This is a genomic window from Caballeronia sp. dw_19 (genome assembly GCF_018449515.1).
Taxonomy (GTDB): domain Bacteria; phylum Pseudomonadota; class Gammaproteobacteria; order Burkholderiales; family Burkholderiaceae; genus Caballeronia.
Window position 1 is genome coordinate 93,323 of sequence record NZ_JAAVUQ010000016.1, and the last position, 13,133, is coordinate 106,455.

Consider the following 13,133-nt stretch of genomic DNA (forward strand, 5'->3'; position numbering starts at 1 on the left):
GGCTAGGGAAAACGTGTTTGGCGCGACTTGGTTGAAACCCGCGCCTGGACGCAACTAAAAGTCGTTAAGCAGTTGACCGGTCTTGCGATGAGGCAGCGCTTCTTTGCCTGCGAGCAGAGCAACCCTCTGGCCGGGGCGCACGAGCTTCATGTATTGCTGCACGATCAGCAGGCCATCGACATCGCTGAATACCGGATGACGCGCCGCGCCGATTGCACCAAGCAGCGGAATAATCTCGGCGATAAGCTCGCCGGCTTTTACCGTATCGCCGGGACGCTTCTTATAAGCGACGAGACCTCCGGCCGGTGCCGGCACATGCGACACGCCTTCGAGCGGGAACACCATGACATCGTGTTCGGCGAGCGGATGAAAACCGTCGTCATTGTTTGGATCCAGCTCCACCAGGCCCCGCAAAGCGAGGTAATGCAGAATGCCTTGGGCATCGGCATGCGCAAAAGCATCCGACACGTCAGCCTGCCCGCGAAGTTCGACCGACGTGCAAAACGCGGTGTGTTCTTCGTCTACTACGCCCGCTTGTTGAAGCACCGACCAGCATTGCGTGATGGCTTCATCGAAGGGCGTTCCGCCTGCGCGGTCTTCCAGAAAAACCGCCTTGATCTGCATGCAGCGAGCCAGCGCGACGGCTTGCGTGTGCTGGCTGCGATTGCTGTACAGATGCAGGATGCCGTCCGTGTCGCAATGCAGGTCCAGCACGATGTCGTGTTGCAACGCTTCGGTCAGCAGTGCCGCTTTCATGGCGGCAACGGGGTCGAGCGGCGTTAGTTCTGCCGCCACATCGGCGAACAAAGCCTTCGCGCTCTTGACGTCGTTATGGCCGATATCGCGGGTAGCCAATGCTGTTTCCACTCGGCTGGTGAGATCGGGAAAACGGCGGTTGAAGTTTTCGCCGTTGTCGAGATTGAAGCGTCCTGTATGCGCGCCGAAAACGCGTTGACCCAAACCAATGGGGTTGGCGAACGGCCGCACGACGATCCGTCCGCGGATGCGGCCCGCGTTATCCAGCTTGACCAGTGCGTCGAGCAGATGCTGGATCACCAGCATCCCGGGCAACTCGTCGGCATGCAGACCCGCCTGGATATAAGCGCTGAGTTCCGACCCAACTGACCCAACCGACCCAACGCCCTTGAAGGTGTGTTTCAACAGGCGATGCGAGGCACCCGGCGACAAGGCGGGCAACTCGGAATGTTCAGTCGATAGCGTCATGTCGTTTTCCAAAATGTACTTATTAGTCTAAGATAGACTGTAAAATATAATCGGTCAAACGAAAAAAGAACGGCATCGATGTTGGCTGGTTCAGCAGGGATGACCTGGCCCGGTTGTATTTTTTCGCCCATCATGTCGGCTATTGTTGCGGGTAGCCGATTCACGGAGATTTCAATGAAGATCAAGGACTTTCTTGTCGAACGCTGGATGGACCGGTACGAGCACGAGGCGCGCTATAACCTGGCTGAGACCTGCGTCGAATCGCTGACGGTGGCGCAATTACTCGAACTGACCGGCAAGCGTGACAGCCTGCTTGACGAGCTCCTTCCCATGAAGCTGACCTATGGCGCGATCGAAGGGTCGGACCGGTTGCGGGCCAACATCTCGGCGTTGTATGAGCGGCAGACGCCGAAGAATATTGTCGTGACGCACGGCGCCATAGGCGGCAATGCGCTGGTGTACGAAACCCTGATCGAGCCCGGCGACCGGGTGATCGCGGTGTTGCCGACGTACCAGCAGCACTATTCGATTCCCGAAAGTTATGGTGCCGACGTGCAGACCATGAAGCTGCGCGAAGAGAACGGTTTCCTGCCTGATCTCGACGAGCTTCGAAAACTGGCAAACCAGAAGACAAAGCTCATCGCCATCAACAACCCGAACAACCCGACGGGCTCGTTGATGGATGAAACCTTTCTCAAGGAGGTGGTCACCATCGCCCAATCGTGCGGCGCTTACCTCTTGTGCGACGAGGTTTATCGGGGCACGGACCAGGAAGGCTCAGGATTCACCGCGTCTGTCGCCGATCTTTACGAACGGGGTATCAGTACCGGCAGCATGTCGAAGACGTGGTCGCTGGCCGGATTGCGGCTGGGATGGATTGCGGGGCCGGTCGAACTGATTCGCGCGGTGTGTATTCACCGTGACTACAACACCATCAGCGTGGGGATGATTGACGATTATCTTGCGTCCATTGCGCTTGAGGCCAGGAACAAGATCCTTGCGCGCAACCACGCAATTACACGCACTAATCTTGCGGTTCTCGACGACTGGATCGGCAAGGAGCCGCTGGTGTCGTATATCAAGCCCAAGGCCGCGACGGTTTGCCTGCTCAAGGTCGATGTCGACATGTCGTCAACCGAATTTTGTACTGCGCTGATCGAAGCAACGGGTGTGATGTTCACGCCGGGCAGCGCGTTCGATATGGAAGGGTATGTCCGGGTCGGTTTCGCCAACCCGCTCAATGTCCTTCAAGAAGGGTTGGTCAAGGTTTCCAGCTTCCTTGAGGACATCGGACGCCGGTGATCAAGTGCGGGCGGCCAAGCTACTCAAGCTACTTATTGCTGCCCGCACCGGTTCCATATAAGCCGTTATTGAACCCGCCGGCGCCTTCTGCCTTGTGTCCTTTGCCGGCGGTTGCGCCGCGCACCTGGGCCGCCGCGTCCTTCGATTGCGGCTTGTTCGATTCATGAACGGCGGAGGCGGAGGGGTCAGGGCTCGACCCCATCGAAGAGGTCCGGTTTTCCTGCTGAGAGCTGCCGTTGTTCTGCGGAATCTGGGCCATTGCGGAAGTCGTCATGGCCATTAGCGTGGTGCCGGCCACTAAGACTAACGCTAACGCGCCCGAGCGCGGCAAGCGCCGCTTAGCGGATTTTTTGCAGGTATTGTTAGCGGAGCCGGTAAAAAATAATCGAATCATGGCGCGTAATAAAGATGAGGGATCACGCTCCTGCGCAGGAATAATGCCCGCCCTGCCTCCACGCCAAGGTCTTAGGCCCTTATTTCCGGCGTAATTAGCCGATGCGAACGGCCGTACGCTCTGCGCTGCGTAATTCCTGGCCCGACCTTATAATTATGTCGGTCCCTAAAAACGCCGAGGCGCACGATGTTACAAATGTCCCGGCGACAGTTCCTGAAGGTTTCAGCAAGTACGCTTGCCGGATCGAGTTTGGCCCTCATGGGTTTCTCACCGGCGCCAGCGTTAGCAGAAGTCCGTCAATACAAGCTGTCGCGCACCACTGAAACCCGCAATACCTGCCCTTACTGCTCGGTAGGTTGCGGCATCCTGATGTACGGTCTGGGCGACAACGCCAAAAATGCCAAGTCCAGCATTATCCATATTGAGGGCGATCCGGATCACCCGGTTAATCGCGGCACGCTCTGCCCCAAGGGCGCAAGCCTGATCGACTTCATTCATAGCTCAAGCCGCCTGAAGTACCCGGAATATCGCGCGGCCGGATCGAATGAATGGAAACGCATGTCGTGGGAAGATGCGCTCGATCGCATCGCCAAACTGATGAAGGAGGACCGCGACGCCAATTTTGTCGAGACGACGGAAGACGGCAAGAAGGTCAACCGATGGCTGACCACCGGCATGCTCGCAGCATCGGCCGGTAGCAATGAAGTGGGTTACCTGACGCACAAGACTGTCCGCAGTCTTGGCATGCTCGCATTCGATAATCAAGCACGTGTCTGACACGGCCCGACGGTGGCAGGTCTTGCCCCGACGTTTGGCCGTGGAGCGATGACGAACCATTGGGTCGACATCAAGAACGCGGATGTGATTCTGGTCATGGGCGGCAATGCAGCCGAGGCGCACCCGTGCGGTTTCAAGTGGGTCACGGAAGCCAAGGCACACCGCAAGGCAAGGTTGATTGTTGTCGATCCGCGCTTTACGCGGACAGCTTCGGTCGCGGATTATTACGCGCAGATCCGGACTGGCTCGGACATTGTGTTCCTGGGCGGCGTGATCAATTACCTGCTGACCAACGACAAGATCCAGCACGAGTACGTCAGGAACTACACGGACTTTCCGTTTATTGTCCGCGAGGATTTCGCGTTCACCGACGGTTTGTATTCCGGCTATGACGCGGAAAAACACAGCTACGACAAAGCGACCTGGGACTACGAACGCGGCGACGACGGTTACGCCAGGATCGATCCCACGCTGCAGCATCCGCGCTGCGTGTACAACCTGATGAAGCAGCACTACTCGCGTTATACGCCCGAGCAAGTGGAGAAGATTTGCGGCACGCCCAAGGAGAAATTCCTGAAGGTCTGCGAGATGCTGGCATCGACCGCCGTACCGGGACGCGCCGGCACGATCCTGTACGCGCTCGGCTGGACGCATCACTCGGTGGGTTCGCAGATCATCCGCACGGGCGCGATGGTGCAATTGCTGCTGGGCAATATCGGCATTGCGGGGGGCGGCATGAATGCGTTGCGCGGCCACTCGAACATCCAGGGGCTGACCGATCTTGGCTTGATGTCGAATCTTCTGCCGGGCTACATGACGCTGCCCATGGAAGGTGAGCAGGACTTCGAGAACTACATCAAGGAGCGCGCGACGCAGCCGCTGCGTCCGAACCAGTTGAGCTACTGGCGCAATTACCGCGCGTTCCATGTGAGTTTCATGAAGTCGTGGTGGGGCGCCAACGCAACCGCCGATAACAACTTCGGATACGACTATCTGCCCAAGCTCGACAAGTCCTACGACATGCTGCAAGTGTTCGAGCTGATGAACCAGGGCAAGATGAACGGCTACATCGCGCAGGGCTTCAACCCGCTCGCGGCGGCGCCGAACAAGTCGAAGATTGGCGCGAGTCTCGCCAAGCTGAAGTGGCTCGTCATCATGGACCCGCTCGCGACCGAAACGTCGGAGTTCTGGAAGAATTTCGGCGAGTTCAATGACGTCGATGCATCGAAGATCCAGACGGAAGTATTCCGCTTGCCGACCACGTGTTTTGCGGAAGAACGCGGCTCGCTGGTGAGTTCCAGCCGCGTGCTGCAGTGGCACTGGCAAGGCGCGGAAGGCCCGGGGGAATCGAAGAGCGATCTTGAGATCATGTCCGGGCTGTGGCTGCGCATACGGACCGCTTATAAGGAGCAGGGCGGAAAATATCCCGATCCTATTCTCAACATGAGCTGGCCGTACGCCGACCCGGAGAGCCCGACGCCCGAAGAAATCGCGATGGAGTTCAACGGCAAGGCGCTGGCGGACGTGACCGATGTCACCGACAAAACCAAGGTCCTCGCCAGGCAAGGCGAGCAGTTGTCGAGCTTCGCGCAACTTCGCGACGACGGCAGCACGGCCAGCGGATGCTGGATTTTCTGCGGAGCGTGGACGGAAGCGGGCAATCAAATGGGCCGCCGCGACAACTCGGACCCGACCGGTATCGGCAACACGTTGAACTGGGCGTGGGCGTGGCCGGCGAATCGGCGGATCTTGTACAACCGCGCGTCATGCGACGTCAGCGGCAAGCCGTTCGATCCCACCCGCAAGCTGATTGCCTGGAACGGAAAAGCGTGGACAGGTGCGGATATTCCCGACTTCAAGGTGGACGAACCGCCAGAGAACGGCATGAATCCGTTCATCATGAATCCGGAAGGCGTGGCGCGATTTTTCTCGCGCGACGGTCTGGTGGAAGGGCCTTTCCCGGAACACTACGAGCCGTTCGAAAATCCGCTGGGCTACAACCCGATGCATCCGCACAACAAGGCGGTTGTCAGCAATCCGGCGGCGCGTGTGTTCCCGGACGACCGGGCCGCATTCGGCACGCACGAGAATTTCCCGCATACGGCGACCACGTATCGGCTGACCGAGCATTTCCATTACTGGACCAAGCACGCGCGCCTCAACGCGATCATTCAGCCGCAGCAGTTCGTGGAGATTGGCGAGGATCTGGCGAAGGAGGTGGGCGTGGTCGCGGGGGATCGCGTGAAAGTGTCGTCCAATCGCGGATACATCGTGGCGGTGGCGGTGGTGACGAAGCGGATCAAACCTTTGATGATCGAGGGGAAAAAGGTACAGACAGTCGGACTGCCGTTGCATTGGGGCTTCAAGGGACTGACGAAGCCAGGCTATCTCGTCAATACGCTGACGCCTTCCGTGGGCGACGGGAATTCGCAGACACCGGAATTCAAGTCGTTCCTCGTCAAGGTCGAAAAGGCATAAGGAGAAGAGATGGCACTGCAATCACTGGATATCAAACGTCTCTCCGCCACGACGCTGCCTGAACCACAGGTTCGCGTACCGGTCACGGGGACGGTCGCGAAGCTGATCGATGTATCGAAGTGCATCGGCTGCAAGGCATGTCAGACGGCTTGCATGGAATGGAATGACTTGCGCGATGAAGTAGGGGATTCAATCGGCGTCTACGACAATCCGCGCGACCTGAGCGAACACTCGTGGACGGTCATGCGGTTCTCGGAATACGAGAACACTGAAGGCGATCTCGAGTGGCTGATCCGCAAGGACGGCTGCATGCATTGCGAGGACCCGGGGTGTCTCAAGGCGTGTCCGTCGCCGGGCGCGATCGTGCAATATACGAATGGGATCGTGGATTTTCACGAGGAGAACTGCATTGGGTGCGGCTACTGCGTGACGGGTTGCCCGTTCAACGTGCCGCGAATCTCTAAGCAGGACAATCGCGCGTATAAATGCACGCTCTGTTCAGACCGGGTCGCGGTTGGACAGGAACCGGCTTGCGTGAAGACCTGCCCGACCGGCGCGATCATGTTCGGCACCAAGGAAGACATGAAGCAGCAGGCGGCCGACCGCATTGTGGATCTGAAGGAACGCGGCTTCGAGAATGCCGGGCTGTATGACCCGGCCGGCGTGGGCGGCACGCACGTGATGTACGTGCTTCATCACGCCGATAAAGCCAATCTTTATCACGGCTTGCCGCAGAATCCGAAGATCAGTGCGATGGTTTATCTGTGGAAGGGGCTGGCGAAACCGCTGGCGCTTGCCGGGATTGTGGTCGCGGCGCTGGCGGGATTCTTCCACTACACGCGGGTCGGTCCGAACGAGGTGTCAGAGGCGGAGGAAGCCGAAGCGCAACATGAGGCCGAGGAAGCACGCCGTTCACGGGAGCCATCCGATGAAACACGATAATGACGCTATCCCCCGCGACGTAAGGGGTAATGGGCTGATCGTCCGCTATACGCCGAACGAGCGCACGAACCACTGGATTACCGCCATCACGTTCATCCTGCTGGCGTTGTCGGGGCTGGCCATGTTTCATCCGGCCATGTCGTGGTTGTATGCGCTTTTAGGGGGCGGGCAATGGACGCGTATCCTGCATCCGTTTATTGGCTGCGTGATGTTTCTCTCGTTCCTGATTCTTGCGCTGCGTTTCTGGCATCACAACTATCTGGACAAGAGCGATCTTCAGTGGATGCGCCAGATTGACGACGTGCTTAACAATCGTGAAGAAAAACTGCCCGCCATTGGTAAGTACAATGCAGGACAGAAGCTGCTGTTTTTCACAATGGTCATCTGTCTGCTGGCGTTGCTTGCAAGCGGCATAGTGATCTGGCGACGCTATTTCTCGATCTATTTTCCGATCGAGATCATTCGCCTCGCGGCCGTAGTTCATGCCGCTGCCGCGTTCGTGCTGATCGTCGGAATCGTGGTGCATATTTATGCTGCGCTGTGGATCAAAGGGTCGATCGGCGCCATGACGCGTGGCACCGTGACGTACGGCTGGGCGAAAAAGCATCATCCGCGATGGTTCAAGGAAACGATCGGAAAGTGAGTCCGACGTATGCGGGCCGCCGGCGTTCTTCGCCCGAGAAAAACGCGGCGGCCCTTCAGTTTCAAGAGGTCGAAAATCGTGGTCCAACGCATCCTGGAAGCGGGCGAAATAGAGTCGCTCGATCAGTCGGCTATTCCACGCATCCGCACGCCTGAGCGTGCGAGCGTGTTTCTCGCACGCGCGGCGCGGCTAAGGCAACTCGCCGAACGCAGCAATCCCATAGCAGGTTATCTGCGCCTGATGGCCGCGCTGGCGGACGCGCAGCAGGAGACTATCGCGAGCTTCAAGGCGAAGCCTCCGAGCGCCGAGTTGATTGCAAGCGCGCAAGCGCATTCCATGCCCTTGATTCCCGCGCTCTCGGGCGTGCGTGATCCCGCCTGGCAAGACGTTTTACTTAGCCTGCTCGATAAACTGCAAGCTGCCGGCCCGCTTACGCCCGCGCTTGAGCAATTGATTAAAAAACTGAGATCGCTCGACGCGGCAGCGCTCGAAGCGCAAGCCGATGCGATCTTCGCGCAACGCTTCGCCGAAGTCGATCCGGCAAGTGCGCCGTTCATATCGGCCGCGCTGCAAGTGGTCTGGACCGATCTAGCCGCCGACATCGACAAGCGCGATGTGCCGTATCTGGAAACGCTTGGACTATGCCCGGTCTGCGGGTCGCATCCCGTGGCGAGCACCGTGCGAGTGGGTGGCGCGTATGACAATTACCGCTTTTTGCAATGCGGTTTGTGCGCGACCGAGTGGCATATGGTCCGCTCGAAATGCTCGAATTGCGATTCGACGAAAGGCATCGCCTATCACGCGCTGGGAAGCCCGGACGCTGATACGCCGACGAAGGAAGCCGAATCGAAGAAGGCTCCGTTGAAGGCTGAATCGTGCGACGAATGCCATACGTATCGCAAGATCGGCTATCAGGACAAGGACTACGATTTCGAACCTTTCGCCGACGACCTGGCCAGCCTGACGCTGGACTTGCTGATGGGCGAGGAGGGGTATCGGCGTGCTTCGCCACATCCGTGGCTCTGGCCGGAACAAGTCGACGAAAAAACGGACCAACCCAACAAGTCCAATTAAAAAGGATCGGCTTGTGAGCGATGTAACGAGCGTCGAATTACGGGCGCTGATGGCACGTGTGCCTTCGGTGGAGCAGGTCATGACGTCGGCGGATTTCCTGGCGCTGACTGAAGCGTTCGGCCGCTCGCAGGTGCTGGCGGGATTGCGCGGCGCTTTGGACAACTGGCGCGTGGCGGCGCAGGCGGGTCAGGCGCTGGTTGCTTCACTCGAGGTGCCGCAACTTGCGCTCTCTGTCGGCCAAGGCCTGCGGGAACGCGCGCGGGCGAAGTTCCGCAGCGTGTTCAACCTGACCGGCACGGTGCTGCATACCAATCTCGGCCGCGCGTTGTTGCCTGACGAGGCCATCAGCGCGGTGGTCAAGGCGCTCACGCAGCCGTCGAACCTTGAATTCGATCTCGACACCGGCAAGCGCGGCGACCGCGACGACCTGATCGATGAAATCATCTGCGAACTGACCGGCGCTGAAGCGGCGACCGTGGTCAACAACAACGCGGCGGCGGTGCTGCTGACATTGTCTGCGTTGGCTCCCAGGAAAGAAGTGATCGTGTCGCGCGGCGAGCTGGTGGAAATCGGCGGTGCGTTCCGTATTCCCGACATCATGAGCCGCGCCGGCGCGAAGCTGCGCGAGGTCGGTACCACGAATCGTACGCATCTGAAGGATTACGACGAAGCGATCGGCCCGCGAACGGCGCTGATGATGAAAGTGCATACGAGCAACTACGCCATTAGCGGCTTCACCAAGGAGGTCAGCGTCGCGGAGCTGGCGCCGCTCTCCCGGGCGCGCGGCGTGCCCGTAGCGGTCGATCTGGGCAGCGGTACGCTGGTCGATCTCACGCAATGGGGCTTGCCGCGTGAAGCCACCGTGCTTGAAACCATTCTCGCGGGCGCGGATCTCGTCACGTTCAGCGGCGACAAGCTGCTTGGCGGCCCGCAAGCGGGCTTGATCGTCGGCCGCCGGGACCTGATTGCGAAGATCAAGAAACATCCGCTCAAGCGGGCGCTGCGCGTGGGCAAACTCACGCTCGCCGCGCTCGAGCCCGTCCTGCAGTTGTATCGCGCGCCGGAAATGCTGGCGGAGCGCTTGACCACCTTGCGCTTGCTCACGCGTCCCGCCGACGTCATGCGCGCCGCGGCCGAACGTCTGCAACCTGTCTTGCAGCGAATGACGGGTGAGCGCTACGAGGTCGCCGTCGAACCGATGTTCAGCCAGATCGGCAGCGGCGCGTTGCCCGTCGACGTGCTGCCGAGCTACGGCCTCGTTGTCAGGATGGCGGATGGCAAACGCGGTGGCCGGCAGTTGCTTGCGCTTGAAAAAGTCCTGCGGGGAATGTCACGACCGGTCATCGGGCGTATAGCGGACCATGCCCTGTGTCTTGATCTGCGTTGCCTCGAAGCGGCCGATGAGGCGGAACTCGTCGCGCAGTTGTCGGGTCGGGGCGGTGCGCAATGATCGTAGGGACGGCGGGACATATCGATCATGGCAAGACCACGCTCGTACGCGCGCTTTCCGGGGTGGACACTGACCGGCTGAAAGAAGAGAAAGCGCGTGGCATTTCGATCGAACTGGGTTATGCGTATGTACCGCTTGATAACGGCGATGTGCTCGGCCTGATCGACGTACCGGGACACGAGAAACTTGTCCACACGATGACGGCGGGGGCGAGCGGTATCGACTACGCGTTGCTCGTGATTGCCGCCGACGACGGCGTGATGCCGCAAACACGCGAGCATCTGGCGATCCTGCAGTTGCTCGGCGTGAAGCAGGGCGCCATTGCGCTGACCAAGATCGATCGTGTTGAAGCGCAGCGCTTGCTTGAGGTGCATGAGGAAATACAGGCATTCCTGAGCGGCAGCACGCTGCAGGATGCACCTGTCTTCGACACCAACGCGACGCTCGTCGATGACCCCGGCGTGGCCGCATTGAACGCGCACTTGCGAGCAGCGGCTGCGGTCTGGCGGCTGCGTCGCGATGACGGGCTGTTCCGGCTGGCCATCGATCGCGTATTCACGCTGACCGGGCAAGGCACGATTGTGACGGGCACGGTGGTCTCGGGACGCGTGAATGCCGGCGACACCATGTTGCTTGCGCCCGAAGGCGAACCCGTGCGCGTGCGCAGCATCCACGCACAGAATCGCGCGGCTTCCGCGGGGCGCGCGGGCGAGCGCTGCGCGCTGAATCTCGCGGGCATCGAGAAGGCTGCAATCGATCGCGGTGACTGGATCGTCGACCCGCGTTTGGCGCGGGCGTCGGAGCGTATTGATGTCACGCTGAACCTGTTATCCGACGCCGCTGTCACGTTGCAGCATTGGGCGCCGCTGCATGTGCATCTGGGAACGCAGCATCAGGTCGCGCACGTGGCGTTGCTTGATGGCGAGTCGCTGGCTCCGGGGCATACCGCGCGCGTACAACTCGTGTTCGAGCGGCCGATGTGTTCGGTGCCGGGGGACCGGTTTATCGTGAGAAACGCGCAGGCGAACCGGACGATAGGCGGGGGCCATGTGCTCGATCCGTTTGGTCCCGCGCGCAAACGTCGAACGCCTGAGCGGCTGGCCTGGCTCGGTGCAATGCAGGCGATGCTCGACACGGGCGCGCTCGACGCATTGCTGGACCGGGCGCCGCATGGTCTTTCGCGCTCGTTGCTGGAGCATCTGACCGGCATGCCGGCAGCGGCACTGCGACTTCCCGCCGGGACGCATGCGGTCGCTTTATCCGGCGACGACGCCCTGCTGGTCGCAGACGCGGCATGGCGCGCGTTGACGGCTCGCGTGGTTGCTGTGCTGGAGCAATTCCATGCGCGTTCGCCCGATGAACAAGGTCCGGATTCATCGCGCTTACGGAGGATGGTCGCACCGCTGGCAGACGATGCGTTGTGGCGCGCGTTGATCGACGACACTTCTTCGCGCGGCGACATTGTGAAGAGCGGGCCATGGCTGCATCTGCCGGGCCATGCAGTCACGCTGGACGATGCAGAGCAGGCGCTTGCCGGCAAGTTGTTGCCGGCGGTGCAGGCCGGCCGCTTCAATCCGCCGTGGGTCCGCGATCTTGCGGCCGCGCACGGTTTGCCTGAGGAGCGCGTGCGCCAGTTGATGCGCAAGCTTGCGCGTCAGGGCGAAGTGTTCCAGGTCGTACGCGATCTTTTCTATCATCGGGAGGCGATTCGCGAGCTGGCAACCATGGCGGCGCTTGAAGCGAGCAGGAGCGATGGCCAACTCGCGGCCGCGCCTTTCCGCGATATCACGGCGCTAGGCCGCAAACGCGCGATCCAGGTTTTGGAATTCTTCGATCGGGTTGGGTATACTCGCTTTCACCGTGACCTGCATGTCATGCGCACGGACAGCCGCTGGCTGGATCTGCTCTGACCGATCGACAGTGGTAGGTGGTTAATGTTTTATCGAAGTTTTATCGAAGGAAGGCATACGTATCCGGTGGTGCGGCTGGGTTTCAAACCCAGTAGAGGGCGTCAGACGTTCTCTGGTAGGTTCGACTCCTGCTGCTTTCCGCCAGTCAAGGCGATCAGACTCTCTCAATCGACGCTGTAGCGGTAATCATAAAACTTCCGAATGGAAGTTAGTCGGTTCAATAAAAGACGGCAAAAAATACATTTTTTTATATCTGGCGCCCGCTCCCATAAGTATGTTGCGGCATTGGTCTCTATGCCATTACTGGTGGGCTCAAGAGCATACGCTGCGAACTGCACCTGGTGTAGTGCCTCTGAATCAAGGGAGCCAATGTGTCTTGCCATTGTCATGCTCTTTGTACCGACGATGGAGCGAGTCATGAAGACGGCGAGACCGATAGAATCGAGCAGCAAACAACGCATCGAGCTTGAGCGAGTGGTGAGATCGCAAACCCTCGAGGTAAGAGCAGTGTGACAAGCGCTCGTTTCTCTCGCTACGAAACCTGTCCGGCAAAATCCAGTTCGCCGAACATCTCCGCGAGCCAATCGATGAAGATGCGCAAACGCTGACTGAGATGCCGGTTGCGCGGAAAAACCACATGGAATGGATACGGCGACCCGGGACACCCCTCACGGAATAAACAGGTGTCCGACCACTGCTTGGCAAGGGGTTGCCCCTGCATCTTGCGAGGCGTAGACTTTGAATTGACGTCGGAGATGGCATTCCTCCGTAACCGCCCGCAACGGGCTGATGATGCCTACAGGCCTGGGTATGGCACTGTGGGCGCGCGTCCAACGGCTTCACTTGCCTTAAAACATGCTCCGTCGTTAGCTCGGCGCACGATCCCAGTTCCATCACCGTCCGTCCGGTCTCTTCGCAATCCGATTTGATTGCGCAGGC

Annotated in this window: 9 protein-coding genes, 1 tRNA gene and 1 riboswitch; of the genes, 8 read left to right on the top strand and 2 right to left on the bottom strand. The window is 59.7% G+C overall.

Annotated features, from left to right (window positions below; translation table 11 throughout):
- Positions 1-54 precede the first annotated feature (54 nt).
- Entirely contained in the window at positions 55-1,224 is a 1,170-nt protein-coding gene (locus HB376_RS21505) for a succinylglutamate desuccinylase/aspartoacylase family protein (RefSeq protein ID WP_213765691.1), read from the bottom strand.
- 174 nt (positions 1,225-1,398) lie between these two features.
- Here HB376_RS21505 and HB376_RS21510 point away from each other — a divergent pair, with 174 nt between their 5' ends.
- Entirely contained in the window at positions 1,399-2,526 is a 1,128-nt protein-coding gene (locus HB376_RS21510; protein WP_213765692.1) for an aminotransferase, read from the top strand.
- A gap of 28 nt (positions 2,527-2,554) precedes the next feature.
- On the opposite strand, the gene HB376_RS21515 is transcribed toward HB376_RS21510, so the two are convergent.
- Complete coding sequence (locus HB376_RS21515) at positions 2,555-2,800, bottom strand: beta-xylosidase (protein ID WP_255631485.1); 246 nt, start codon at positions 2,798-2,800, stop codon at positions 2,555-2,557.
- A gap of 306 nt (positions 2,801-3,106) precedes the next feature.
- On the opposite strand from HB376_RS21515, the gene fdnG reads away from it, so the two are divergent.
- From fdnG to HB376_RS21550, 7 genes are all read left to right on the top strand, one after another.
- Positions 3,107-6,175: a formate dehydrogenase-N subunit alpha gene (fdnG, locus tag HB376_RS21520; RefSeq protein ID WP_213765693.1), complete on the top strand. Its 3,069-nt coding sequence runs from the start codon at positions 3,107-3,109 to the stop codon at positions 6,173-6,175.
- Between the two features lie 9 nt (positions 6,176-6,184).
- Complete coding sequence (fdxH, locus tag HB376_RS21525) at positions 6,185-7,117, top strand: formate dehydrogenase subunit beta (protein WP_213765694.1); 933 nt, start codon at positions 6,185-6,187, stop codon at positions 7,115-7,117.
- Positions 7,104-7,760, top strand: a complete 657-nt coding sequence (locus HB376_RS21530) for a formate dehydrogenase subunit gamma (protein WP_213765695.1) — start codon at positions 7,104-7,106, stop codon at positions 7,758-7,760. Before fdxH ends, HB376_RS21530 begins: the two co-directional genes overlap by 14 nt.
- Positions 7,761-7,838: 78 nt before the next feature.
- Positions 7,839-8,834, top strand: a complete 996-nt coding sequence (gene fdhE, locus HB376_RS21535) for a formate dehydrogenase accessory protein FdhE (protein ID WP_346730545.1) — start codon at positions 7,839-7,841, stop codon at positions 8,832-8,834.
- Positions 8,835-8,847: 13 nt separating this feature from the next.
- Positions 8,848-10,284 carry an L-seryl-tRNA(Sec) selenium transferase gene (selA, locus tag HB376_RS21540; protein WP_213765697.1) on the top strand — a complete coding sequence of 479 codons (1,437 nt, stop codon included), beginning with the start codon at positions 8,848-8,850 and terminating at the stop codon, positions 10,282-10,284.
- A complete protein-coding gene (gene selB, locus HB376_RS21545; protein ID WP_213765698.1) occupies positions 10,281-12,194 on the top strand; it encodes a selenocysteine-specific translation elongation factor in 1,914 nt (637 codons plus the stop codon). The genes selA and selB overlap by 4 nt, the downstream gene beginning before the upstream one ends.
- A 48-nt stretch (positions 12,195-12,242) precedes the next feature.
- Positions 12,243-12,338, top strand: a tRNA-Sec gene (locus HB376_RS21550).
- 598 nt (positions 12,339-12,936) lie between these two features.
- A riboswitch (Fluoride riboswitch) is annotated at positions 12,937-13,000 on the top strand.
- Positions 13,001-13,133: the final 133 nt, after the last annotated feature.